Below are 24,995 nucleotides of genomic sequence, written 5' to 3' on the forward strand. Positions count from 1 at the left end.
AATGTCACCCTATCCTTCTATAAATTCTGACTAAACCCTTAGTCCAAGTTATCATCTAAAACATCAACAATTTCTACATCTTTTTGTGGCGTTTCAACAAACGAACGAATAAAAAAGTCATTAGCTTTTTTAATAATTTTCGGATCAACCTTTGGTTCGCGATTAACTGTTAGTAAACCATTCACCTCTTGTTCCGTATCCGCTAATTGTGTATAAACAATACCATATAAGCAATGTGATTGACTTACAGCACTTATAATTCTTTGATACTCACTTACGAATTCCTCATCAGATTTTGCACCTGTATAACCCCATCCTTCTGACGGTGTATGTTTGTTGTAACCAATACCCCCAAATTCAGTTAGGAGAATGGGTTGTCCCTTGTATGAGAAACCATCAGCAAAGATATCCCATACAGGCGGATTCCGTATAATCTTCTCCCAAGAACTTAATGTTTCAGCGTAATAGTTATATGTTTCAAGGTCATCCTTCGTCCCATGAGCATAATTGTGAACTGCACAAATATCCGTTTCGGTTTGTGCCCAACCATCGTTTGATTGTACAAGTCTGGTTGTATCTAATGAATGAATCATATGATACAAGGCCTGAGTAAAGTGTTGTTGTTGCCGATCAATATGTACATGTGGCACACCCCAACTTTCGTTAATAGGAACCCAAGTCACAATTGATGGATGATTATAATCTCTTTCAATAATTTCTAACCATTCTTGGTACAATGTTGTTTCAGCTTTAGGTGTAAATACTGGCGCTGCTGCACATTCTCCCCATGTAATAAACCCTAATTGATCAGCCCAGTATAGAAAACGTGGATCTTCAACCTTTTGATGCAATCTAGCCCCATTAAATCCCATTTCTTTTGCTAAAGTAATATCCTTTTTAAAGGCTTCATCATTCGGCGCTGTTAATAACCCTTCTGGCCAATATCCTTGATCCAATACTAATTTTTGATAATATGGACGGTTATTTAAATAAACCATCCCCTTAGAAGTATGGATTTTACGCATACCAAAGTACGATGCTACCTGATCAGTTTTTGCACCTGGTGCGGTTGTCTGAAAATTAACAGTAAACAAATTTGGATGCTCAGGCGACCACATCCACCCCTCATTGTGGTACCCCATTCGGAAAATATGCTTACCTAATACATTGACGCTTAATTCAAATGAGCCTTCCTCTGGATAAATAGCTACTTTTGCTAATTGTTCACCTTTAAATTTAATATCAGCAACAACTTCTGTCCCAGGTAGAAAATTGGCAATTTCACCCGTCATGTTTACATTACCTTTATCAATATCTGTCACATATTTAATACTTGCCAAATTGGTTAATGGTTTCATTTCTAGCCAAACAGTTTGCCAAATTCCAGTCGTATTGGTGTACCAAATACCAGCACTTTCCCCTGTCCAGTTTTGTTTACCCCTAGTAAGTTCTTCATCACGAATTGGATCTTTTGCACGAACTGTTAAAACATGTTCTTCGCCTACTGAAACATAATCAGTAATATCAAAAGAGAAACTTGTATGCCCACCTAAGTGCTTGCCAATGTGTTGGGCATCAAGCCAAACATCTGTTTCAAAATCAACAGCTCCAAAATGTAAAATTTTCGAAAAATCTTCTGCCTCTTCAACAGTGAAGTGACGTTGATACCAAACAATGCCATGTTCACTTTGATCATCAATACCACTCAACTTTGTTTGATAAACAAACGGGACTTCAATTTTCTTCTCAAAGTCGTGTTGCTGATACCAACTTTCTTTAATGCCTAAATCTTTATCATCAAATGCAAATTGCCAAGTACCATTTAGGTTCATCCAAAGTTCTCTTTGAAATTGTGGTTCCGGATATTCTGTGCGATACATACTTTCTCTCACTTTCTTTACTGCGTGTTGACTAACCTTTGTCTTTTTTTCTTTAAGCTGATAATAATCACGGCCGGTACCAAAGTTCCAACTGCAATAATATCCATACAGAAATAAGAAATAATCACTTCCATCACTAGTATTGGCATGATCCACTTGTTAATTTCTTTTTGTAACAAGAAATAATAAGCAATTAATAAATTGATTAATCCAGCTAAAATAAACATTGTACCCACCAGACCATTAAATGAACTAATTGGCACTGTTTTACTAACATCAGACATTTTCGTCATATTTAAAAATCCTAAAATAATCGTAATCAGCCCGTCGATAAATTGCCACGTAGCACAAGTAACCAATAATTTTTTATCCCATTTTTTATCTAACATAAACAACTATCCTTTTACGCCTACTGACAAAGACATTGATTGTAAGAAATACTTTTGCGCAACAAGATATAAGATAAACGTTGGGATAATTGCAATAATTGCTCCCGCCATTAATGTTGGAATATCGGCAACATACATTCCTTGCAATAACTTTAACCCTGGTGTAATTGGCATCTTGTTTATATCTGAAAAGACAATTGATGGCCACAAGAAATCATTCCATGATCCCGTAAATGTAAACAGAGCAACCACAAACAAAACTGGCTTGATTAATGGTAAAATAACAATTCTAAAAATTTGCCAATCACTAGCACCATCAATTCTGGCAGCTTCATCATACGCAATTGGAATATTATCCATAAACTGTCGAATTAGGAAAATATTGAACACTCCTGTTGCAGCTGGAAAAATCATTGCCCATGGTGTATTTGCCCAACCTAAAGTTGTCATAATTTTATACAGTGGAATAATGTTCATAACTGGCGGGAACATCATTGTCGATAACAAGAACATAAATAAGACGTTACGACCTCTAAAACGTAAACGTGAAAACGCAAACGCTGAAAGCGACGTCACAACCAGCACCAAGATAGTTGAACCGCCTGAAATAACAATTGAATTTAAAAACCAGCGAAAAACAGGTGTATTTGATGTATTCTGCAATAGCCTTGTGTAATTAGTAAATAACCAATTAATTGGTAAGAATTTAAAACCAACCGACTGCATCTCAAGGTTACTTTTGAACGATGACATCAGACCATACAACAATGGTGTAATCCAAACAACTCCCAATACAATTAGAAAAATTAGCGATAGCCACTGAGCTGACCCTTGTTTCTTATTTTTCATTATTTTCTCACCTACCCGTATTAATCTTTATTTCTCAGTAGAAATAATTGAACCATTGAAACAATCGTTATACAGATACCTAAAATGACCGCCATCGCTGATGATATGCCAGCCAACGATTGTCCAGATCCAAAGGCATTTTGTTGAACATTCATCATTAATACAGTGGTCGAGCCATTTGGTCCTCCATTGGTCATCATTAATGGTTGTCCATAGATATTAAATTGCGCAATCGTCGTTGTCACGATGGTAAATAACAATTGCCCGCGAATGCTAGGCAATGTGATGTGAATAAATTTTTTCCAACGCGAAGCACCATCAATGTCGGCTGCCTCATAATAATCTTGTGGAATACCGTTTAAAGCTGCTTGGTAGATAATCATATTTCCACCAATAGTCCACCAAACTGTCAAAATAACGATTGTCATCCATGCCCATGGTTGTGTCCCCGTCCAAACTTGATCTAAGTGAAACAACGTGTTCAAAGGACCATAATTAGGATTAAAAATTAATGACCAGACAATAACAACTGCTGAAATTGAAAATAGACTGGGTAAATAGAACAAACCTTGAAAGAATTTTGCAAAAATTGGTTTTGTGTTTAATACGACAGCCAAAAGTAGTGGTACTAAAATACAAAATGGGACAGAAATCAACACAAACAAAATTGTGTGCCATAAACCACTCGTTAATTGGTCGTGAAATATTGAGTGTGAAAACAACAGTGTTTTGAAATTATCCCATCCAACAAACACAGGCGTCCGCACCAAATCCCACTTCGTAAAGGCTATATAAATACCAAAAATCAATGGAATTAAAAAGAATATTGTGAAAACTATTAAATGTGGTAACAAATACAGTATAGGAAAACTCTTCCCATGCAAGTGCCACGTCTTTTTTCTATTTGTACTAACATTTCCTGATTTAGAAGAAATATCTACCATCTGTTTTTTACTCCTATCAATATGTTGCAATAAATAAAGTTACTTTTTGACTAGTCAGTCATTTGTGCATCCACTTCATCTTGGACAGTGTTTTGTAACTTATTCAAATAGCTAGAAATACTAGTCTTACCAAAAACTGAATCATAAGCATACCGGTCTAAATAGTCTGCTAAGTATCCGTTATATTGGTAATTAAATATCTTTAATGATTCTTGTTCAGTCTTATCAGTTAATAGGAATGACTGTTGCATTTTTTGATATTCCTTATCTTTAGTAATTGCCAACGTTGCAGGATTTTGACCAGCCTTCGCCCATTCTAATGAATTGGTCCGTACCCAACTGAGGAATTTTAAAGTCGCCTCTGTCTTAGCTTTATCACGCTTTGGTTGTTTTAATAATACAAACTGATGACTTGAGGACCAATTAACCATTTTGTCAGGATCATCTGATAATTGCGCTGCGTTGGTAACACCATACTTCACATCAGATTCTTTAATTTGATTGTTCATCCAAATACCTTCTGGGAAAAATACTTCCTTATTCGTCAAAAACAATTGCATTGGATCTTGACCATCTTGAGAAGTAATTTTTTGATCATAAAGCCCTTTATAAATTTGGAGAACTTTTCGTGACGTTTGGTTATTTAAACTAGGATTTTTTCCATTCTTTGTTAATTGACCTCCCAATTGGTCATATAGTGATAAGAAGTTAGGCTTCCACCAGGTTAATCCTAGACCTGTTATGCCATCCTTCTGAGATTTTTCACCAGCCGCTTTAATTTCATCAAAAGTGACGATATTGTCATCAAGTGCATGTGGTGCATACTTTTTAACTAATCCTTTGTTGTAGTACATAAAGGTTGTATGTATATCCAATGGCACACCATACCGCTTACCCTTATAGGCACCATTATTCCAAGCCTCAGGTACGTAATTCGATTTATTAATATCAGAGAAATCATCTAGGTAAGGATTATAGTTGTCCAATAACCCGTTATTCACATAATCCTTAATGCGCTCCACATGCACAATCTGTAAATCTGGTATTCCTTTTTTAGAATTAACAATTGTTGGAATCTTAGAATACATATCCGCCTCAGTCAGTGACACATTCTTCACTTTGTATTCAGGATTCGTCTTGTTATATTCATTCACTAACTTTTGCATACTTGTACCATCTGGGCCAGTAAACGGATTCCAAAAAATGATTTCTTTGTTAGAGTCCGCATGAACCACTGGATTAAACACTTCTGTTAGCCCAAATGATAAAAAAAATGATGCAATAATTGCACCCAAAATTTGTGCCTTCTTCATAAATATCCCCTCTTAATAAACCTACATTGTTAAATAATTAACATCATCATTAACCATCCCAATGGTTGAATTATCACGCTTTATGAAAGCGATGTCAATGCTATTAAAACGGTATTGAAAGCGGTTAATGACATTGACAACCATCCACTTTACACGGATAATTGTCTCTATAATAATTAACATAAAGGTTAACTATTTTATTAAGGAGACAGATACATGGATATTGACATTAGCCCAAATTCTTTACATGTCTACCAAGCCTTGGATTCCGAGGTTAGACTGGAAATTCTGGAAATTATTTCCGGCGAAACAGTAACTGCTACTGAATTAGCCCAAAGAATGAATATTAGTAAAGCAGCTATCTCTAAGAATTTACATATTTTAGAAAAATCAAATATCATTAATTTCAAAAAAGATGCTGATAGTCGAAAAAGTTATCCAGTTATGAATATTGACCAAATTAATATTCATTTTCCACAAAAAATATTCCCAGAGTACCATAAAAAAACTTACGACATCCCCATTGGTAACTATTTTGCAATTAATCATGTTATGCCATCTTGTGGTTTATCATCTGAAAGCTCACTAATTTCTAAAATGGATGATGTGAATGCTTTTTTCTCAGCTGAACGTTTCCGTTCACAAATTTTGTGGTTTACTCAGGGAACAATTGAATACATCATCCCAAACGAACTACCGGCCGATAGCAAAATCGAGATGATTGAATTTGAGTTAGAAATGGCGAGTGAATTTCCGCTATCTAACAATAATTGGCACTCTAGAATCGGCTTTTGGATCAATGATAACTATATTGGTGAAACCGAATTACCCGGTAATTATTCTGATGTTCAAGGCAATTACACACCTGATTGGTGGCCAGAAAAGTTTAGCCAATACGGTCTACTCAAACATCTTCGAGTCGGTGAACTTGATACTTCTATTGATAGTAATAGTATTTCAAACGTTAAAATTAGCGACTTACATCTATCTGACAGTTCACGGCTAACTTTAAAGATGTCAGTGTTACCAATAAAAAACGATGTCTATGGTGGTCTAACACTTTTCGGTGAACATTTTGGTAATCATCGTCAAAATATAAAAGCAAACGTTTACTATTCAGACTAAATAAAATATGAAATATTTTTATTTAAGCAAGAACAATATGGAGGAACAATGTCTTTAACTCATATCACGCGCTTTTCATCAGTTTTACAAGAACATTTAAAAATTAGTGTTATCTTGCCAGATAATCTACCCAACAAGCCACTGCCAACCATTTGGTTGCTACATGGACTAGGTGAAAACGGATCTTGTTGGTATCGTTTTACAACTATTGAAAATCTGGCAACGCAATATCAAGTTGCTGTGATTATGCCCAATGTATATCGTAGTTTCTACATGGATGAAACCAATGGTCTACCCTACTGGACTTATTTAACCGAAGAACTAATACCTGAATTACGGCGTATGCTGCCACTAAGTACATTACGTAAGCAAAACTTTGTTATAGGCAATTCAATGGGCGGCTTCGGTGCAATAAAATTTGGTTTTAAACACCCTGATTGGTTCAGCGCTGTTGCAGCACTCTCACCCGCTGTTAATTTACGTGATATCATTCCAATCATGCCTGATATATCACGTGTTTTTGGTCCAAGTTTACCTGAAAGCTACTTAGAGAACTTGGCACTAGCTGCGCCAAATGATCAACTTAAAGAAATACAATGGTATCGTTCAATTGGTAATCATGATTTTATGCGTGACTCTAACGACCATTTCACTGTCTTTATGAATTCATTGAACATCAACGAAACTTACTCTGTTACTCCTGGTGATCATGATTGGACCTTCTGGGATGCCGAAATAAAAAAAGTTTTCGCTTGGTTACCTCTGTCTTCTGTTAATTAAATTAAAATTCATAACAATAAATACCAAATCTATATAAAAAAGCAACTAAATTCATGATGAATTTAGTTGCTTTTTGAATTATTTAATTCTACTATAACTTCTAGTTCAACACCAACTTGACGTTAGCAAACTCAAAGAGTCCCCAATCACTGAGTTCTCTACCGTATCCAGAGTCTTTCACGCCGCCAAACGGTACTTCAGCTTGTTCATCTAGTACTTGATTAATGGCCACTTGTCCGGTTTCAATCTTGGTAGCTAATTCGTTACCGTGAGCAACATCAGCTGTATAAATTGCACCACCTAACCCATAATGGGAATCATTAGCTATCTTAATCATCTCTTCTTCCGAGTTCACACGATAAATTTGTGCAACTGGTCCAAATAATTCTTCGTCATACATTGGATTATCATGAGTCATCCCCGTCAATATCAACGGTGAAAATTGAAATCCAGGTCCTTCATTTTTAGTCAGATCACCATACAATATCTCAGAACCACCTGCAACAACTTTCTCGACTTGTGCTTGCAAATTATCTTTGGCGCTCTGCGATGATAGTGGTGCTAAAGTAGTTTTCTCATCTAATGGATTACCAAATTGATAACTATCAAAGGCCTGCTTAACTTTATCCAAAAATTCATCATAAACTTCATCACTAACCAAATAGCGCTTTGCTGCCGTGCAAACTTGACCTGCATTAGCTAGCCGAGCTTCAGCGGCATCTTTGGCTGCTTTATCAACATCTGCATCAGGTAAGACGGCAAAGATATCCGTACCACCTAATTCCAAAGTTGTTTTCATCAAATTCTTTGCGGCCTTAGCAGCTAAGTTTCTACCAGCTCGTTCTGAACCAGTTAAAGCCAAACCTTGTACACGTGGATCATCAATGATTTTATCAATTTGATCATGAGTCGCAAAAATATTAGCAAACGCACCTTGAGGTAAGCCGGCTTTGCGACAAGAATCCGCAAATGACTGAGCAGCTTGTGGCACAATGCTTGCATGTTTTAGGATAACTGGATTACCTAGCATGAAGTTTGGTGCAAATACCCGCATCACCTGAGTAAATGGGAAATTCCAGGGCTCTACCGCTAAGACGATTCCAATACCTGAAAATTCAACATGCGCATTCGAACCCACAGATAGCTCATCATAATTCTTTTTCTGTAAAAATTCTGGCCCTTTTTCAGCAAAGTAGCGCGCATAACTCACAATTTTTTCAACTTCGGTGCGTGATTCGCCAATCAACTTCCCCATATTGGTTGATGCCAAACGTGCATACTCGTCTAAATGCTCTTCAAACTCGTCCGCTAATTGATTGAGTAGCTCCGCACGCTGAGAAAAAGAAACTGATTTTCCTTTTTGGTAATAGTCCTCAGCTTGATTCAAAATATCATGAATTTCATTATCCGTTGTATTCGAAAATTCTTGGATAACCTCACCGTTATATGGATTAATCGCAGTATATGACATAATTGATATTTCCCTCTCTTTCTATGATTTACCACCATCATATCAGCCATTAAAAATAACAACAAAAATTTAGCGTACCACTTTTTCGGCACGCTAAATTTTTGTTGTTAATACTAATATATACTTAAATTAGGGTCTATGCTAAGGCTGCAACAACAGCTTCGTTAAATGCTGGAATATCTTTAGGCTCACGACTTGTAATCAAGTTACCATCGATAACCACTGGTTGATCCTCAATACGTGCACCAGCATAATACAAATCTGGTTGTACAGTTAGATAAGAAGTCATTGTACGACCATGTACCAAACCAGTTTGAATCATCAATTGTGGACCGTGGCAGATACTTGCAGTCAACTTATTCTTTGATAAGAATGCCTTCGCAAAGTCAACAAAACGTTGGTCGGCACGTAATTGATCAGGCGAAAAGCCTCCAGGAATGAACAAGGCATCAAAATCTTCAGGTTTTACATCAGCAATCGACTTGTCGATGTTAATCTTAGTACCATGCTTACCTTCTACAGTTCCTTCATCAAAACCGATAGTTGTCACATCATGTCCTGCGTTCTTAATTGCTTCAACCGGATCAGTAAATTCAACATCCTCTACTAAATCGGTAACAACAACTGCAACTTTCTTTGTCATCATTAACAACCTCCTTTGTTATGGTATATAATTTATACTTAAATAAACCGTAACACAATAACGCACTTTTTTGTGCGTATCAACGTTAACATGAACGGAGAACATTATGACTGATGTCGTCAGAAAATATGCCATTGAAAAAATTCAAAAAAAAGATTTTAATTGTGCCAAAGAATATACCCTATCAATGTTTTCAGGCAAATACAAAATCGTCATTATCTACCATCTATCGCATGATGGCCAAATGCGTTTTAGCCAGATCCAACAACTGTTAGACAACGCAACCCACAAAGTATTGTCACAACAACTCAACGAATTAGTTGAAGACGGTTTAGTAACCCGTCACGAAACACTTGTTAAAAATCGGAAAGCTGTTTTCTACGCTTTGACAGCAACTGGAGAAAGTTTAATGCCAATCATTGAATTGATGTTTACTTGGGGGACGGAACGATTAGCGACACTAAATGTTGATTATGAACCCAAGATATAAAAAAGGCGTGACAAAAGGCGTTTTGAAGACGGCATGTCCCATTTTAAGCAAAAAGAAGTTGGAAACATTTATTATGTCCCAACTTCTTTTATTTCATGTAAATCTAGCAAATTTGTCAGATTCACAAATCACCTTTCATAAACTCTTTGCGTGAGTCTACTTAAATGTCACTGGTGTTAAATCATCACCATGTTGTACAGCACCATCTGTAACTTCGAATTCTTCTATTCGCTTTGGATCAACAAAGAACATAATGACTGTATCATCATAACCGCTTTGACGAATCAATTCCTGATCAAATGTCATTAACAAGTCACCACGATGAATTTCTTGTCCATCAATAAAGTGTAGGTTAAATCCTTCACCTCGTAAGTTAACTGTACCAATACCCACATGAATAATCGCTGACAAACCATTATCAGATTCAATACCAAACGCATGTTGCGTTGAGAAGGTAAAGCGAATTCTACCATCAAACGGTGCATAAACCTCGCCTGCTGCTGGTTTAATTGCATATCCAGTACCATGGAACAACGCCAAATCCTGATTTGTGTGCTTTAGCGCTTCTAAAGCCGTTATCTCACCATCAACTGGCGCAATAATTGCCTGATGCTTAATGGCAATCGGATCTACTGGCACACTAATATTATCAGTTGCTAGCTTTTCTTCAAGTTGGTCAACAACCTCGGCATGCATTTTTTCGGACAGTTTAACCTTCCACAAGAAAATGATTAAGGCTAATGATGCCAACGTTAGCGGTGTATAAAATGAAAACAACTCAAATGTGTGAATATTTCCTGCTGACATGTCCTTAGCAGTCGCCGAACCCGTCATACCTGCTGCAACCGCAATAAATCCAACAATTCCATTTGAAAAGGCACCTGAAATTTTATCTAATAGTGGTCGGATAGATAATGTCACCGCTTCGTTACGAATACCATTTCGTAATTGCCCATACTCAATTGCATCAGTCAATGTTAGGACAGTAACTAATTGCGCATAGTTAAAGTTAAATAATACTAACCCAATAGTTATCAAAGTTGAGTTATCATGTGCCGTTAAGAAAATAACGTAAGACAAAATCATGGCAATTTGTCCGATAGAATACAACACTTTACGTGGAATAAACTTATTCATGAAACCATACAGGGGTGCTGTAAAGAAACTAACAATCGTCGCAACAACACCTGCAATCCAGAATTGGTTGGGCTTATCAAGCACAAATTTAAAGTAGTAGAACAAAACACCGTTAGTAGCAACGTACGCAACGGAATACATCAAATAGGCTAGCGACGTCCACAGCATTTGATCATTCTTTGCAATACCTACAAAAACATCTTTAATTGACGTTTTTTCTTTATTAGCTGAATCACGAATGATGTTATTTTTCTCTTTTGTGCCCCACGCTGTCGCTAATGCACATAGAACAGCCAACAAAGCAATAATAATTGCGAATGCTAACCAACCTGCATTCCCTTGGTCGTGTTTACCAGTTGCAAGATAAGTAAAGTAAGTCGTAATTGGCACAACGATAATCGTTAATCCGTTCCAACCAATTGTTCCAGTAAAAGTACCTAAAACTGTGAAAACGCCTCGTTCTTGACTGTTTTCAGAAATGGCTGGCACCATCCCCCAATAGGCCACATCACTAAATGAATAGAAAATATCCAGTGCAACGAAAATAATCACGAAAACAATCGCAAACAACAACCAATTAACCTTTGATAATCCAAAAATACCCGTAAAACAAACAACTAACAAAATCGCACTCACAATGGTACCAATTAAAAGCCAAGGCTTAAATTTACCATATTTGGTACGTGTATTATCAACAATATTACCTAGAATTGGATCTAAAACAACTTCCGCCAATCGAATAATAACAACTAATGTTGTAATCAAACCAATCAACTTGTTAGCAATTGATTTTTCAACACCCGCAAACATCCCCGAGGTCACGTACACAATAAAGTACGTACTTAATGCACCATAAAAAGCTGAATGACCTAGGTTACCTAACGCAAATCCAATACGCTCTTTATAACTAATCTTACTCATAAAAATTCCCTTTATTAACCTTATTTAACCAATACCTTTGCATCATAAGCTGACATGCTATACGTGCCAACACCCACTGTTGTCCCTGTTAAGAGATCTTGCATTGGTGTCGTAACTGTAAATGTTTGTTCCACATCACTAAAATTAGTTACAAAATAATAACTCGCTTGTTCGTCCGCACGTACATTAATATGAATAGCCACATCTGTTTTATGAATTGCGGCTGGCACCTGCAAATCTAACTCTGTGACCAATGTGGCATAAAATCTAGCCATAAACTCACTATCGAAGCGAGCGCCAACGTAATAGGCTTGCCCACCATCGTACTGATTTTTTGTGATTGCCGCAGTATCGGCATACCATTCACTCGTATACTTAGCAATCACCGTTGCCTGATCTACTTCCAATACTGTGGCATAATCATGCGCTTGGGTACTTACTTGACCTGCTTCGATTGCGACACGTTGTGATGGATATAATGTGTCTGTTTCAATCGGCTCAACACCATAAATATCATGCAAAGCTTGTGGCCAGCCCCCTAAATATGCAAGGTATCGTTCATCAACCTGTCCCGTGATATACGTACCAACAACCGTACCGCCTTGTGCAACATACTCTTTTAATTTATTGGTAAATTTTTCAGTCATCATAAAATGCATTGGATCAATAACTAATTTATAATCTGTTAGTTCATCTGATGTACTAATAAATTCAACTGGCACATCATGTTCCCAGAAATACTGATATTGTTCCTGAATAGTTTGCCAGTATTTAATAGTTTGACTAGCATAATTACGAACGTCACTTAATGCCCACATATTGTCGTAATCATATACAATCGCTACCTTAGCCGGATAAGCTTTTGCATTTAATGCTGGTTGTAGATGCTCTAAATTATCACCAACTTGCGTCACTTCTTTAAAAATCCGTGTATCATCTCGTAAATTATGACCGATAACTGCACCATGAAACATTTCCGAAGAGCCTCGCGATTGATGTAGTTGGAAATAATTAATTGCATTGGCCCCATGCGAGACTTCTTGCAAGGCACCCATACGATGCATACCTGGCGCCTTTGGACGATTAAATGGATGCCAGTTAACCTGCGACGGTGTACTTTCCATAATCATATAGTTATCATGCTTTAAACTACGCATGACATCATTCATGGCTGCCGTATTCATCGCCAACTGTACTGAACTTTTATTATCGGTTCGCCAGCTTGGATATGAGTCCCAGCTAACAATATCAACGTGTTCAGCAAATTTTTGGTAATCCAAATCAAAGAAAACATGCTCATAATCTGGGTTACCACCCATAAAGTTAGTGGTTATTTTAATATCAGGCGTTACCTCACGCAGCACCTTTGCCTCCGCTTCATAAAAGTCAATTGTTTGATCTGAGACAAAGCGATGCCAATCTAGATTTAGTCCCAATAAGTTTTGATCGCCACGTGGGGATGGTGCAACAACCTGATCCCAATTGGTATACGTATGACTCCAAAATGTTGCCCAATAAGCTTTGTTTAGATTTTCAAGAGTCTGATATTTTTCTTGTAGCCAATGACGAAAGGCGTTTTGGCATAAATCACAATAGCATGCGCCACCAAATTCATTAGAAACATGCCACAAGACTAAATTGCTACGCTGACCATATCGTTCAGCTAATTTCCGATCAATTGCTTGAATTTTTTCACGATAAATTGGACTCGTATAACAATGATTATGACGTTCACCAAATAAGTTACGCTGACCATTTTCGTCAACTCGCAATACTTCTGGGTATGTATCAGCTAACCAACGTGGTCGAGCGCCACTAGGTGTTGCCAGAATAATATTAATACCTTGCTCTTCAGCACGATCAAAAATATCATCTAACCAATTAAATTGGTAATTTCCTTCATTTGGTTCTAATTGCGCCCACGAAAAAATACCAACCGTAATTGTATTGATATGTGCTTTCTTAAAATACTCAAAATCCTGTGCAATAATTTCCGGATGATCTAACCATTGTTCTGGATTATAATCACCACCATGTCCAAATGATGTTATTTCTTTCATAACTAACCCCCCAACGTATTTTGAACGATTTCATTCCTAATCTACATTGTAAGCGTTTTCCACAAATGGTATAGTATTAGTTAGTAAAATTATTTACCAATAATTTATAAAGGGATGTATCATGACCTCAATTAAAGAAATTGCTCTCGTTGCTGGTTTTTCTCAAAGCACGGTTTCCCGGCTATTAAATCACGATGAAACATTATCCGTGTCAGAGAACACACGAATAAAAATATTAGAAACTGCCAAAAAATTACATTATCCCTTACGACCACAAGAAATCAAAAGGCAATACAAAATTGCCGTATTTTTTAGCCTGAACCCTCAACATGAAATTGAAGATGTTTACTATTATGATTTTCGTCGCTGTATTACTGAATATGCCAAGCAAGAATATATCGACATTACATTTATGAATACCCCAGATAGTACAGATAGCATGGCGTTTGATGGGGCTATCGCCGTTGGTTATTTTGATACATTACAGTTACAACAATTACGTCAAAATTTTTCTCACATTATATTCATCGATGATAATCCCAATCCTGAACACTTTAGCTCTGTCCAACCGGATCTAGAGTACGCAACCACCAAGGCCGTAAATTTATTTATTAATCGCGGTTTTACCAACATCGGTATTGTAACAGGAAGGTATTGGTCAACTAACATACCTAATAACCAAGTTGTACGTCTTGATAGCCGTTTAAACTACTTTAAAAATATTATGACGGATGCTAATTTATATAATGCTGACCTGTTATTTCAGGCCCATGATTTTACAATGTCTAGCGGCTTAACTATTGGTCAAAAAATTGCCAATATCTTTAAAAGTGGTTTAGCAATTGATGCTTTATTTATCAGTTCTGATTCCCTAGCAATTGGTGTCCTCAATGCACTAAATGAAGTGGATCCTCATTTAGCCCATAAAATAGCAATTATTAGTATTAACGATAGTGCCAGTGCTGCGTATACGCAGCCAGCATTAACAACATTCCATATTGATATCCAACAATTGGTGGCTACTGCTTTTGATAAACTGGATGATATGATTTCCTTTAACAAAACTATGCAAACGACCACCCTAATGACACCAATGCTGATTTATCGTGATACTTTTAAAAAAGATTAATAACAGAAAAAAATCCCATTTCCAATAAAATGTCAGAAACGGGATTTGACAGCTCTATACTTTCTAGCGTGAAAATAAAAATTTCGCGTTTTTCATTTTGCCTTTTTCACAAACAAAAAGACACCAATAAGATACCGGCGTAAAATGTAATCGACGAAAAAAACAGATACAAGGTATTTATTGATGTCCTTTAGGGATTCTATACTAAATTCAGTTAGTTTGACTGACAGACATAAACACTAAATTCACAATTTCTGAAGCTGGTAGTTTCAATGAATTGAGCTGTTCACAAACCTAATTAATTGATTTCACTATTTTTCACGCTATTTTACACAGAGCTAGAATAAGCTTCGCCTTTTAACTAAAATCAATTTATTTGAATGTAACACTACCTCTCTAGCTCATCCTAAACATTTGCACGTTCATCTTCTTTACCAATATATGGATATTCATAAATCATATCACCAGACTCTGTTATTGTTTGTCCATCTATTGCTAAAGTCAGTGACCCTTTGGCAAAATAACGCACGTACGCTGGCTTAAGCCCAATCGCATCAAATCGTTGCCTTATTTCTGGTTGGGCATCACCATACATATCACGAATCTCTATTTCTTCTTTGGCTTCTACCCTAAATTCAACCTCAGTACCATCATGATTTTTAAAAATATAATTAGAAACTTTAGGGAACTCTTTCTGCGTTTTTTCTTGTAGATATACTTCTGTTTGCCGATTCATATTACCATCTGTCTCAAAAATCAACTTACCAGTCTGATTATCAAAAACTCCAAATAATGGCACATTAGCGAAACCAAAACGTTCACTCGTCACAAAATCATAAATAACAACCGTGTAATGTTCAGTATATAAATGTCCCCATAACCAGTGATGCCAAGCTTGTAATTGCGAAATGTTCATCCATTGATGATCATGATAACCTTGACCATTAATATCATATTTTTGACCGTTAACAAACACCGTACCCGTAACCGTTAACTTAGGTACACTTAGATCTGTATAAAAATACTCATCATGTTCACCTAATGCAACCTCTGCAGTACCTTGTCTAAACGGATCAACCAATGCTTCGTAGTGTAAATCAGCACCAATACCTTTTTCGGGCTCGATATGCACATCATAAGTTTTAAAATCACCCGTTGCGGTGTGTGGGCCGGCTTGAATATCACATTTTTCTGTCCCCAAATGTATTTGCTCAGGTTCATATTTCATTAAAAACCCTTCAGAATGGGTTTTACCATCAGGAGTTGTCACCATAATACCTGCTTCAGGTGTATACCCATCTATTTTATCCATTGGACTGCTAGCATGGAAATAAATGACTACTTTAAATCCATCTTCTGTAATAACATCAAAATAGTACTCTTCACCATAGCCCGGTTTAGGATCATTACGTTTACCATCTTCCCACATTTCCACCGCATTAGGATTAACACCTAACTTTTTAAAATCGTCTGCCTTATTCATTAACCGTGCTTTGACCATTGTATTGTCCCCCTTTTGTGTTTTAGAAAGTTCATAACATATTAGCCATTTTCCATCTGGTCTTTAGCTGTTAGGCCCATATAAATAAATTCATAAATCATATCGCCTTCGCGCTTAATGACTTGTTGACCATCATCATAGATCAATTCTCCATGAGCGAAATTTCTGGTTGTGGATGGGTGCAACTTTTTGGCCTTTTCAAGCACCCAACTCAAAGGTTTTGGCATCTCTGCGGCAGCATCCCTTGCTTCCAATTCTTCTTTTTGGGTAATGACATATTTAATCGTTTTATCACCTTGTTTAAATTCATAGGCAACCTTTTTAGGGTAACTTTTACCAGATAATTTTTCTTTATATTCTTCAAGCACCTGACATTTAGGAGCGTGATCCGTATTCTCAAATAATAGATTACCGTCATTATCTTCCAAGAACATCATTGGTAAACGCTGATTATTAAACGTTTTTTGAGTACCAATATCAAATATCAACAAAGTATAATCACCAAAATCTTGGCGTCCCCACAACCAATGGTCCCAAGTAGAAAAGTGCTTCATATTACCCCATTGATGATCATGATATCCAGCACCAGTCACTTGATGACTTTCACCATCATAAAATAAAGTCCCCGTTACTTGACCTCTTGGTACAGCACATAGCCAAGTGAAATATCCTTTTTCATCCTCGTCAAAAGCAAAACCACCGGCACCGGGACGCCATGCACTAGAAGTACTATGTAACATCAAATCAGCACCAACGCTAGATGCTTCACCAGTCCCACCAGCACCGTCAGTACCATTGACACCACCCGTTGGCGCAACATAAATATGATAATCCTGCAAATCACCTTTGACATAATGCGGACCATAGTTCACGTCGCATTGCTCTTTACCAAAACTTGCTTCTTCTGCTTTTAAAATGACATTGTCTTTAAATTCTTTTCCTGTTGGAGAAGTAATTTTAATAACAACTGATGGAATCGTACCATCCTTACCAATTGTTTTATTATCTTTAGTATTAAAATGAATGACTGCTTTTGAGCCATCATCCAAAATCATATCGAAATACCACCACTCGTAAACGCCCGCACGATCATCATCTCGCTTTGCGTCTTCCCATGGTTCGACTTGATGTGGATTTACACCAAAATTTTCAAAGTCACTTGTTTGATTCATTAGTCTTACTTTAGCCATGCCAATGGGCTCCTTTCTATTGGGCATTCATTTCTGCTGTTCGCAAAAATTCCGTTGCCAAATGGATAGCATGGCCAGAAACAATCTCATCAGGTGTTGCTTCTGGCATCACGACAGCTAGTTTTAATTCAATACCATTTTCCAAAGGTTTATACTGATGGAAGGGAATAGTATAAAGTGGTGTGCCATCTAATAAAGTGGGCAGTCCAGTAGAAACAACTGGATAACTTTCATCTCTATCGATTGGTACTTGATCAAGATCTCCCGGCGTAATTAATTGTGGGAATGGTTCACCATACATACCAAAAGTTTCCATACCATATAAACCATTAGGACCAGTAGTTACAAAAAAGTGCTCTGGGTGCATTTCCAATGCCGTGGCAGAAGCTTCTTTAGCAATCCGTTTCATCTTTTCTTCTGGCGTTTCTGAGGCCTTTTCTGCTGGAGATGGATTGCCATTAATAATTAAATCCGGATTGACTCCCTCTATTTTCATATATGTTTGACTAATTTTTACCGGACTCGTTTTTAGATCAAAATCAGCGCAAATATTACGCCACATATTTTCAGCAATTTTAATCTTATCTTGGTATAAATTTTCTATTTCAGTTGGACTATATTTGCCACGTGTTGCCATATTAATTTTATTTGCATTAGCATAACTTAGTTGTTCAATTGCCGAATGAGACAATTCGCCATCATCACCCGCTACTGAAGCACCTAAATCCTTCATTTCATGTAAAACATGCTTGTTACGTTCATATCTCATCAGCTTTAATTCATCAATACTAACTTCTTGTCCGTTAATTTGACAGTCTACTTGTAAGTTCCCCATTGTGTTATCCTCCCAAATATTAATATCTTTTATCATCAACACGCTTACGTGAAAGACGACAAGGTGTCTTTTAATTTATACTGTTAGAATAACAACATATAGTATAATCTCAAGCGACAATCTTTTTCTAAATGTCGTCCGGAAGGATAAGTCAATGAATAAGCAATTACAACAAAACGAAAAAACAAAACAGGCTTTGAAAACATCTTTTTTGCGGCTCTACAACCAAGAAGATATTGAAAAAATTACTATCAAACAAATTACTGACGGTGCAAACGTTTATCGAAGTACCTTTTATATTCATTTCACTGATATTTATGCTCTCTTAGATTTAATCGAACAAGAAGAAATCGAATCCTTTAGCCGTTACATTCAACAAAATTTCGAAAAAGCAACAATTGAAGGATTTATGCAACTCGTTATCCATTACTTTGAATCAAAAGGAAATTTACTTTTTTTATTGATTCAAAAGAGTCATCATAATGAGTTTTCTACAAAAATAAAACAAACGCTCGTCAATATCATAAAAAACACGTTAGGTATTCAAAACCAGGATAACGTTGAGGTTGCCTTTTCCTTAGAATATATTGCTGATTCCTTTATTTTTTTACTTAAGTTTTGGCATGAACAAAAAGACATGATTCCAATAAGTGATTTATACCCTTTTGCGATGGACATTTTGCACCACGGTGTTATTGATAAACTGCTACCCTTTTCAACAAAAAATCCTGATACCATCAAGAAATTGTAGACCACATCCAAAAAAAAAAATCCCGTTTCCAATAAAATATCGGAAACGGGATTTTACTAATTAAAGTTTATTTATAATCTAAATATCTTAATCACGCAAAATGTAACGATCGATCAATGCCCCAATAATTGATCCCACAAATGGTGCTGTTAGATATACCCACAAATCGTCCATGGCCAAACCACCAGCGAAAATAGCTGGGAATAGTGAACGAACCGGGTTCATTGATGCACCAGTTAAGTTACCAGCAGCGAAAACCAAAATGGCGATCGTTAACCCGATAGCGATTGGTGCCTGTAGGTTATATACCTTAGTCTTATCATTGTTCAATACCAAGACAACCACTAACAGTACTGTGGTCAAAACCACCTCAACAACAAACGCTGTACCAGCTGAAATATTAGGAAATACTGTTGCGTTCAAGTTATTCTTAGCGACTTCAGTTGCCCAGCTTAAACCGGCACCCTTTAGGTAAGCACCATAAGTCCAAGCCAAGAAGAAACCACCAATCAAACCACCAACTAATTGTGAAACGATGTAAATAAGCGTTTCAGCAGCTTTCATTTGTTTCGTTAAAAACATCATGAGTGTAACAGCTGGATTAAAGTGGGCACCTGATAATGGACCAAATGCATAAACCAAAACGGCTAGCAAAACACCCCATCCAAGTGAAGGTCCTAATAGGTCATTATACCCACCCATAACTACCAAAGCTGGTCCGAAGAAGACCAACAATGCACTTCCAAAAGCTTCCCCAAAGATTTTCTTTTTCATTTTTTATTTTCCCCTAAATAGCATCGTTAACCATACTCAAGAATGCAGTTGGTTCAAGTGACGCACGCCCAATTAATAATCCATCAATATCGTCTAATTCAAGAATATCCTTTGAATTCTCTGGTGTAGCTGAACCACCGTATTGAATACGAATCTTATCAGCAACTTCTTGTGAAAACAAGATGGCTAACGACTTACGGATAACCCGTGCTGCATGTTCAATAACTTCTAATGAAGGTGTTTCGGCGGCACCAATTGCCCAAGCTGGCTCATATGCAATCACAATATTCTCTGCCCTTTGCCGATCAACACCGGCTAATCCAACCGCAATTTCGGTCAAAGGTGCCATATCTTCGTCATCTGGATTATAACGTGTGGTATCTTCAGCAATGGCAACAATTGGAATTAGCCCATTACGTAGCGATGCAGTAACCTTCAGTCCCACTGATCCGTTGGTTTCTTTAAACATCTTGCGTCGCTCATAGTGGCCAATAATTGATCCTGAAACTTCGATATCTGCCAAGGCAGCTGGTGAAGTTTCACCCGTATAAGAACCTTCGTCAGCCCAGTGAACATTTTCAGCAATCACTGAAATTGGTAGTTTTAGTTCTTTACTTTGCTTAACCATCTCATGCAAATAAATATCTTGTGCTGCAATCCCGACTTTTACTTTTTTAGCATCTGGTAACTTTCCTTGAATTTCTTGTAAGAAATCATAGACCTCTGCTACTTTTTTATTTGTTTTCCAATTTGCAACAATTAAAGGAATTCTCTCTGACATTATTTAAACTCCTTTTTTAGCGCTTTTAATTGTGATTCATCACGTGCGCTGATATATTCTTCTGTCATTGCCTGCTTTGTTTCGTCAGACCAAGATAACATTTTAGCCATTTCATCAATCACTGGCGTTTCAAGACGTGCCAAGTCCTCTGACTTAAACAATAAGTAATTTGTACGTCGTAGGAAGTAATCAATTGGACGTAAAACAAATTCTTTTTCAATGGCATAATGCAACATACTTGTTTCAGCAACAGATAACTTAGGCGCTGAAACACCTGTCTTGATATATTCAATAATTTCAGGTGTGTTAGATCCATAAAGGCTAGCAATCTCCTTAGCCTTCACTTCATTCACTTCATACTTCATTAACTCTTCAGCGTACTTTTCAAGTTCACCATCAACATTGTTTGGATCAAAATGACCACCTGAAACAGGGTACTGTGTGGCATCAATTGGTGTAATCGTTTTTTCAAATTTATCAGCAAAAATCTTTGCGATTTCTGCCATTGTCTCCGTTGCCATCAAACGGTAATCAGTAAGCTTACCCCCTGACACATTGACAATGCCGTTTTCTGCCTTAATTTGGAAACCACGTGAGACACTTGAAGTACTCTTTTTATTACCTGCTAAGCTTTCTAGTTGCTCATCGACAGCTTCACGATCAATCTCATGCTTGAAATACTTATTAAGCTTTTCATCTAATGCATGTAGATTTTCATCAGAGGAAACCTTCTTTTTGGTATTCCCGTTATAATCACCGGTACCACCAATCAATGGTCGTAGTCCTGCCCAACTTGCTTGAATATCATCAACAGTGATATTTGCATTAGGGAAATGGTTATTCATGGCCGTCAATAGATACTCCACATCGGCTTTCTCGACCTTTGGATGTAAGTAATCACCGGTATAATCGGTATCTGTCGTTCCAAAGTACGTCTTATTTGCACGTGGAATAACGAATAACATACGGCCGTCATGGAAACCAGAATCAAAGTATACTGTATTTGGTACTGGCAAACGGTCCTGATTAATCACTAAATGCACACCCTTAGTTGGGCGAATAGCATCTTGTGTTGTTTCATCCGCAAATTCTGTAATCGAATCGTGCCAAGGTCCAGCCGCATTGATCACAACTTTTCCTTTAATATCAAATAATTCCTTAGTCAATGTATCTACAACACTAATACGCTTACCAGAACCATCAGGAGTAACTGAAGTTGCCTTCAAATGACTAACAGCAACTGCACCATCACTAACGGATTGTTTAATATTTTCAATTGTTAAACGGGCATCATTATTTTGATAATCTAGATAAATGGCTAAGCCCACTAGTCCTTCACTATCCAACATTGGTAGATAATCATGGGCTTCTTCAGCCGATAATAAACGATGCACATAAGGACTATCCTTAGGAACGTTAGCTAACTTATCATAAATTCCCATCGCAACTTCAGCACTCATTGGCGTAAATGTTGCTTCAGCATCATCATAAAGTGGCATTAACATATGTGATGGACGCGGAATATGTGGTGCAACGTGCTGCACACGCGCACGTTCCGAAACTGTATCAGCAACCACATCAACATCAAACGTCTTTAAGTAACGAATACCACCGTGAACTAATTTTGTTGAACGACTACTAGTTCCTTCAGCAAAATCCTGCATATCAATAATCGCTGTCCGTAATCCGGAAGCGGCTGTTTGAAGCGCGATACCAGCACCAGTAATTCCAGCACCGATGATGACAACATCAAAGTCGTCTTCTTTCAGTTTTTGGATTGCTGATATGCGCTGATCACTTTTAAACTGCATTATTTCTTGCCTCGCTTCTTAGGCTTAAAGGTCTGTGTTGCCTTCACAGCCATTTGCCATCCTTCATACAACTCATCAGCATCATCTTCTGCCATTTCTGGCTTAAATTCAGTTGATTGTTGCGTCATTGTCTTTAACTCATCAACATCTTTCCAGAAACCAACTGCTAGACCAGCTAAGAATGCTGAACCTATCGCCGTCGTTTCAACATTGGCAGGACGTGATACCTCTGTTTGTAGCAAATCTGATTGGAATTGCATGAGATAATTATTCATTGATGCACCACCATCGACGTGCAACTTGGCAATATCAAGTCCCGTTTCCTTACGCATCACATCAACAACATCACGACTCTGGTAAGCTAATGATTGCAAAGTTGCCTTTACGAAATCCTCACGCGTTGTTCCACGTGTCAAACCAAAGACTGATCCTCTTGATTCTGAATCCCAGTAAGGTGCTCCTAATCCGGTAAAGGCAGGTACAACGTAAACTTCATCTTCATCGGTAGAAGCATTGGCCATGTCTTCACTTTCAGGACTTTGTTCAATGACCCGCATACCATCACGTAACCATTGCAAGGCTGATCCAGCAACAAAGACTGATCCTTCAAGAGCATAGGTTACTTTGCCATCCATTCCGTAAGCAATGGTTGTTAATAGACCATTCTTAGAAATGTTTACATCATCACCCGTATTCATGACAACGAAAGCACCAGTACCATAAGTGTTCTTAACGTCACCCTTATTAAGTGCTAATTGACCAAACAAAGCTGCCTGTTGGTCACCAGCGATTCCAGCAATTGGTACCTCAGCACCGAAGAAGTGAACTGGAATGGCAGTTCCATAAATTTCTGAAGATTGACGAACTTCTGGCAACATCTGTGATGGAATATTCAATAGGTTCAATAAATCTTGATCCCACTTCAAATTCTTAATATCAAACATCATTGTACGGGAAGCATTGGTATAATCGGTAATGTGAACTTCACCACCGGTCAACTTCCATACCAACCAAGAATCAATCGTACCGAATAGCAATTCCCCATTTTCAGCACGGCTTTGAGCACCACTGACTTGATCCAAAATAAAACGAATCTTCGTTGCTGAGAAGTATGCATCTGGAATTAAACCAGTCTTCTCTTGAATCATGTCTTGATAACCATCAGCAATTAACTTTTCCGCAATTGGTGCTGTTTGACGTGATTGCCAAACAACCGCATTATAAATTGGTAATCCAGTTTCCTTATCCCAAACAATTGTCGTCTCACGTTGATTGGTAATACCTACTCCGGAAATATCACCTGGGTGAATTCCTGATTGAATCAACGCTGTGGCAATAACTGCTTGGACAGCAATCCAAATTTCATTAGCATCTTGCTCAACCCAACCTGGTTCTGGATAGAACATTGTGATCTCACGCTGAGCCGATGCAATCACTTGACCCTTCTTGTCATAAATGACAGCTCGAGTACTTGTAGTCCCCTCATCAATTGATAATACGTATTTTGGCATAGTTAATATCCCCCTATTGGATGACTTATGGATGACTTACACATTTACAAAACATTTAAATTTAATGTCGTCATTTATGTAAGCGGTTTCTAACTTCACAACTAGGTTACAACGAAATAAAAAAATTCACAATGTTCAATTTTAATTCAATTTATATCATTAAAAACTTCACAAAAAGTTCATAAGTTAGTACTCATATAACTTTGTTTTTATCATTTAGTAGAAAAACATTGTCAAATCGCCTACCAATAAATGTTTATGATTCAGTTCTGTGAAACTGTTTTACATTTTTTTGTTTTATATAATTTACATAATGTAAGTCTTTAACAAAAGCTCATTAAAAAAAATCCCAAAATATTTTTTCACAAGTTGATTTTAGTCCCGTATTCCATATTTTTTTAAAATTATAAGACTAAATATCAGACAGAATTATCACCGTTTTTTATTCATAAAGTGATAAACAAAAAAATTCTGACAAGAATTGCTTTCACAATTCCTGCCAGAACTAAATCTAAATCAATATGATATTCTGTTTTTCATTAAAAATGATTATACAAACACTAATCAGCCTCTTTATAATTGGCTGGTGCTGGTCTTCCCTTAACTTCCTCTTGTGGACTAAATTGTGTTGTTTCCTCTTCTTGAGAATCTTGCTCTACTTCTTCTGATTTCTTGTTGTTCTCAGTCATAAATAGAATCCTCCTTGGTAA

Annotated in this window: 23 protein-coding genes; 5 read left to right on the plus strand and 18 right to left on the minus strand. The window is 37.1% G+C overall.

From position 1 onward, the window contains the following. Positions 1-38 precede the first annotated feature (38 nt). The 6 genes from NGR58_RS01215 to NGR58_RS01240 form a co-directional block, all read right to left on the minus strand. Positions 39-1,880, minus strand: a complete 1,842-nt coding sequence (locus NGR58_RS01215; protein ID WP_258087908.1) for a sugar-binding domain-containing protein — start codon at positions 1,878-1,880, stop codon at positions 39-41. A gap of 17 nt (positions 1,881-1,897) precedes the next feature. Further along, positions 1,898-2,269, minus strand: a complete 372-nt coding sequence (locus NGR58_RS01220) for a hypothetical protein (RefSeq protein ID WP_258087909.1) — start codon at positions 2,267-2,269, stop codon at positions 1,898-1,900. 6 nt (positions 2,270-2,275) lie between these two features. After that, on the minus strand, positions 2,276-3,118 hold the full coding sequence (locus tag NGR58_RS01225) for a carbohydrate ABC transporter permease (RefSeq protein ID WP_258087910.1): 843 nt from the start codon (positions 3,116-3,118) through the stop codon (positions 2,276-2,278). Positions 3,119-3,138: 20 nt separating this feature from the next. Further along, complete coding sequence (locus tag NGR58_RS01230; protein WP_281737394.1) at positions 3,139-3,873, minus strand: carbohydrate ABC transporter permease; 735 nt, start codon at positions 3,871-3,873, stop codon at positions 3,139-3,141. A gap of 239 nt (positions 3,874-4,112) precedes the next feature. Next, positions 4,113-5,375, minus strand: a complete 1,263-nt coding sequence (locus NGR58_RS01235; protein WP_258087912.1) for an extracellular solute-binding protein — start codon at positions 5,373-5,375, stop codon at positions 4,113-4,115. 21 nt (positions 5,376-5,396) lie between these two features. Beyond that, entirely contained in the window at positions 5,397-5,558 is a 162-nt protein-coding gene (locus NGR58_RS01240) for a hypothetical protein (RefSeq protein ID WP_258087913.1), read from the minus strand. 33 nt (positions 5,559-5,591) lie between these two features. Between NGR58_RS01240 and NGR58_RS01245 the strand changes: the two genes are divergently transcribed. Both NGR58_RS01245 and NGR58_RS01250 read left to right on the plus strand, forming a co-directional pair. After that, complete coding sequence (locus NGR58_RS01245) at positions 5,592-6,500, plus strand: ArsR/SmtB family transcription factor (protein WP_258087914.1); 909 nt, start codon at positions 5,592-5,594, stop codon at positions 6,498-6,500. Positions 6,501-6,548: 48 nt separating this feature from the next. After that, a complete protein-coding gene (locus NGR58_RS01250; RefSeq protein ID WP_258087915.1) occupies positions 6,549-7,280 on the plus strand; it encodes an alpha/beta hydrolase in 732 nt (243 codons plus the stop codon). 100 nt (positions 7,281-7,380) lie between these two features. On the opposite strand, the gene NGR58_RS01255 is transcribed toward NGR58_RS01250, so the two are convergent. Then, the gene (locus NGR58_RS01255) at positions 7,381-8,751 is read right to left on the minus strand and encodes an aldehyde dehydrogenase family protein (RefSeq protein ID WP_258087916.1); all 1,371 of its coding nucleotides are present in this window, start codon (positions 8,749-8,751) and stop codon (positions 7,381-7,383) included. Between the two features lie 136 nt (positions 8,752-8,887). Beyond that, positions 8,888-9,394, minus strand: a complete 507-nt coding sequence (locus tag NGR58_RS01260) for a type 1 glutamine amidotransferase domain-containing protein (RefSeq protein WP_258087941.1) — start codon at positions 9,392-9,394, stop codon at positions 8,888-8,890. A 106-nt stretch (positions 9,395-9,500) separates the two neighbouring features. Between NGR58_RS01260 and NGR58_RS01265 the strand changes: the two genes are divergently transcribed. Next, complete coding sequence (locus tag NGR58_RS01265) at positions 9,501-9,884, plus strand: winged helix-turn-helix transcriptional regulator (RefSeq protein ID WP_258087917.1); 384 nt, start codon at positions 9,501-9,503, stop codon at positions 9,882-9,884. Between the two features lie 156 nt (positions 9,885-10,040). On the opposite strand, the gene NGR58_RS01270 is transcribed toward NGR58_RS01265, so the two are convergent. Further along, entirely contained in the window at positions 10,041-11,942 is a 1,902-nt protein-coding gene (locus tag NGR58_RS01270) for a PTS sugar transporter subunit IIA (protein ID WP_258087918.1), read from the minus strand. 20 nt (positions 11,943-11,962) lie between these two features. Beyond that, positions 11,963-14,002 carry a beta-galactosidase gene (locus NGR58_RS01275; protein ID WP_258087919.1) on the minus strand — a complete coding sequence of 680 codons (2,040 nt, stop codon included), beginning with the start codon at positions 14,000-14,002 and terminating at the stop codon, positions 11,963-11,965. A gap of 121 nt (positions 14,003-14,123) precedes the next feature. On the opposite strand from NGR58_RS01275, the gene NGR58_RS01280 reads away from it, so the two are divergent. Next, positions 14,124-15,131 carry a LacI family DNA-binding transcriptional regulator gene (locus NGR58_RS01280; RefSeq protein WP_258087920.1) on the plus strand — a complete coding sequence of 336 codons (1,008 nt, stop codon included), beginning with the start codon at positions 14,124-14,126 and terminating at the stop codon, positions 15,129-15,131. Between the two features lie 406 nt (positions 15,132-15,537). On the opposite strand, the gene NGR58_RS01285 is transcribed toward NGR58_RS01280, so the two are convergent. Genes NGR58_RS01285 through NGR58_RS01295 form a run of 3 tightly spaced genes read right to left on the minus strand, consistent with a single transcriptional unit; the run spans position 15,538 to position 18,657 of the window. Beyond that, the gene (locus NGR58_RS01285; protein WP_258087921.1) at positions 15,538-16,632 is read right to left on the minus strand and encodes a lipocalin-like domain-containing protein; all 1,095 of its coding nucleotides are present in this window, start codon (positions 16,630-16,632) and stop codon (positions 15,538-15,540) included. 41 nt (positions 16,633-16,673) lie between these two features. Next, a complete protein-coding gene (locus NGR58_RS01290) occupies positions 16,674-17,822 on the minus strand; it encodes a lipocalin-like domain-containing protein (protein ID WP_258087922.1) in 1,149 nt (382 codons plus the stop codon). A 16-nt stretch (positions 17,823-17,838) separates the two neighbouring features. Continuing rightward, positions 17,839-18,657 (minus strand): hypothetical protein, encoded by an 819-nt coding sequence (locus tag NGR58_RS01295; RefSeq protein ID WP_258087923.1) that lies wholly within the window; start codon positions 18,655-18,657, stop codon positions 17,839-17,841. Between the two features lie 154 nt (positions 18,658-18,811). Here NGR58_RS01295 and NGR58_RS01300 point away from each other — a divergent pair, with 154 nt between their 5' ends. Next, the gene (locus NGR58_RS01300) at positions 18,812-19,408 is read left to right on the plus strand and encodes a TetR/AcrR family transcriptional regulator (protein ID WP_258087924.1); all 597 of its coding nucleotides are present in this window, start codon (positions 18,812-18,814) and stop codon (positions 19,406-19,408) included. Positions 19,409-19,495: 87 nt separating this feature from the next. Here NGR58_RS01300 and NGR58_RS01305 read toward each other — a convergent pair whose 3' ends face one another. The 5 genes from NGR58_RS01305 to NGR58_RS01325 form a co-directional block, all read right to left on the minus strand. Next, complete coding sequence (locus NGR58_RS01305; protein WP_258087925.1) at positions 19,496-20,182, minus strand: MIP/aquaporin family protein; 687 nt, start codon at positions 20,180-20,182, stop codon at positions 19,496-19,498. Between the two features lie 13 nt (positions 20,183-20,195). Further along, positions 20,196-20,963, minus strand: a complete 768-nt coding sequence (gene tpiA, locus NGR58_RS01310) for a triose-phosphate isomerase (protein WP_258087926.1) — start codon at positions 20,961-20,963, stop codon at positions 20,196-20,198. Further along, a complete protein-coding gene (locus NGR58_RS01315) occupies positions 20,963-22,774 on the minus strand; it encodes a glycerol-3-phosphate dehydrogenase/oxidase (RefSeq protein ID WP_258087927.1) in 1,812 nt (603 codons plus the stop codon). The genes tpiA and NGR58_RS01315 overlap by 1 nt, the downstream gene beginning before the upstream one ends. Continuing rightward, positions 22,774-24,285 (minus strand): glycerol kinase GlpK, encoded by a 1,512-nt coding sequence (glpK, locus tag NGR58_RS01320; RefSeq protein ID WP_258087928.1) that lies wholly within the window; start codon positions 24,283-24,285, stop codon positions 22,774-22,776. The genes NGR58_RS01315 and glpK overlap by 1 nt, the downstream gene beginning before the upstream one ends. A gap of 560 nt (positions 24,286-24,845) precedes the next feature. Continuing rightward, the gene (locus NGR58_RS01325) at positions 24,846-24,974 is read right to left on the minus strand and encodes a hypothetical protein (protein ID WP_258087929.1); all 129 of its coding nucleotides are present in this window, start codon (positions 24,972-24,974) and stop codon (positions 24,846-24,848) included. Positions 24,975-24,995: the final 21 nt, after the last annotated feature.

The organism is Weissella fangxianensis, from assembly GCF_024718545.1.
In the GTDB taxonomy this organism is placed as follows: domain Bacteria; phylum Bacillota; class Bacilli; order Lactobacillales; family Lactobacillaceae; genus Weissella; species Weissella fangxianensis.

Bases quoted from the DNA above. Each gene is read 5' to 3' on its own strand.
- glpK (WP_258087928.1), bottom strand. From the start codon at position 24,285: ATGCCAAAATACGTATTATCAATTGATGAGGGGACTACAAGTACTCGA.
- NGR58_RS01265 (WP_258087917.1), top strand. From the start codon at position 9,501: ATGACTGATGTCGTCAGAAAATATGCCATTGAAAAAATTCAAAAAAAA.
- NGR58_RS01275 (WP_258087919.1), bottom strand. From the start codon at position 14,002: ATGAAAGAAATAACATCATTTGGACATGGTGGTGATTATAATCCAGAA.
- NGR58_RS01300 (WP_258087924.1), top strand. From the start codon at position 18,812: ATGAATAAGCAATTACAACAAAACGAAAAAACAAAACAGGCTTTGAAA.
- NGR58_RS01250 (WP_258087915.1), top strand. From the start codon at position 6,549: ATGTCTTTAACTCATATCACGCGCTTTTCATCAGTTTTACAAGAACAT.
- NGR58_RS01245 (WP_258087914.1), top strand. From the start codon at position 5,592: ATGGATATTGACATTAGCCCAAATTCTTTACATGTCTACCAAGCCTTG.
- NGR58_RS01325 (WP_258087929.1), bottom strand. From the start codon at position 24,974: ATGACTGAGAACAACAAGAAATCAGAAGAAGTAGAGCAAGATTCTCAA.
- NGR58_RS01295 (WP_258087923.1), bottom strand. From the start codon at position 18,657: ATGGGGAACTTACAAGTAGACTGTCAAATTAACGGACAAGAAGTTAGT.
- NGR58_RS01215 (WP_258087908.1), bottom strand. From the start codon at position 1,880: ATGTATCGCACAGAATATCCGGAACCACAATTTCAAAGAGAACTTTGG.
- NGR58_RS01290 (WP_258087922.1), bottom strand. From the start codon at position 17,822: ATGGCTAAAGTAAGACTAATGAATCAAACAAGTGACTTTGAAAATTTT.
- NGR58_RS01260 (WP_258087941.1), bottom strand. From the start codon at position 9,394: ATGACAAAGAAAGTTGCAGTTGTTGTTACCGATTTAGTAGAGGATGTT.
- tpiA (WP_258087926.1), bottom strand. From the start codon at position 20,963: ATGTCAGAGAGAATTCCTTTAATTGTTGCAAATTGGAAAACAAATAAA.
- NGR58_RS01225 (WP_258087910.1), bottom strand. From the start codon at position 3,118: ATGAAAAATAAGAAACAAGGGTCAGCTCAGTGGCTATCGCTAATTTTT.
- NGR58_RS01270 (WP_258087918.1), bottom strand. From the start codon at position 11,942: ATGAGTAAGATTAGTTATAAAGAGCGTATTGGATTTGCGTTAGGTAAC.
- NGR58_RS01255 (WP_258087916.1), bottom strand. From the start codon at position 8,751: ATGTCATATACTGCGATTAATCCATATAACGGTGAGGTTATCCAAGAA.
- NGR58_RS01235 (WP_258087912.1), bottom strand. From the start codon at position 5,375: ATGAAGAAGGCACAAATTTTGGGTGCAATTATTGCATCATTTTTTTTA.
- NGR58_RS01220 (WP_258087909.1), bottom strand. From the start codon at position 2,269: ATGTTAGATAAAAAATGGGATAAAAAATTATTGGTTACTTGTGCTACG.
- NGR58_RS01280 (WP_258087920.1), top strand. From the start codon at position 14,124: ATGACCTCAATTAAAGAAATTGCTCTCGTTGCTGGTTTTTCTCAAAGC.
- NGR58_RS01315 (WP_258087927.1), bottom strand. From the start codon at position 22,774: ATGCAGTTTAAAAGTGATCAGCGCATATCAGCAATCCAAAAACTGAAA.
- NGR58_RS01240 (WP_258087913.1), bottom strand. From the start codon at position 5,558: ATGTTAATTATTATAGAGACAATTATCCGTGTAAAGTGGATGGTTGTC.
- NGR58_RS01305 (WP_258087925.1), bottom strand. From the start codon at position 20,182: ATGAAAAAGAAAATCTTTGGGGAAGCTTTTGGAAGTGCATTGTTGGTC.
- NGR58_RS01285 (WP_258087921.1), bottom strand. From the start codon at position 16,632: ATGGTCAAAGCACGGTTAATGAATAAGGCAGACGATTTTAAAAAGTTA.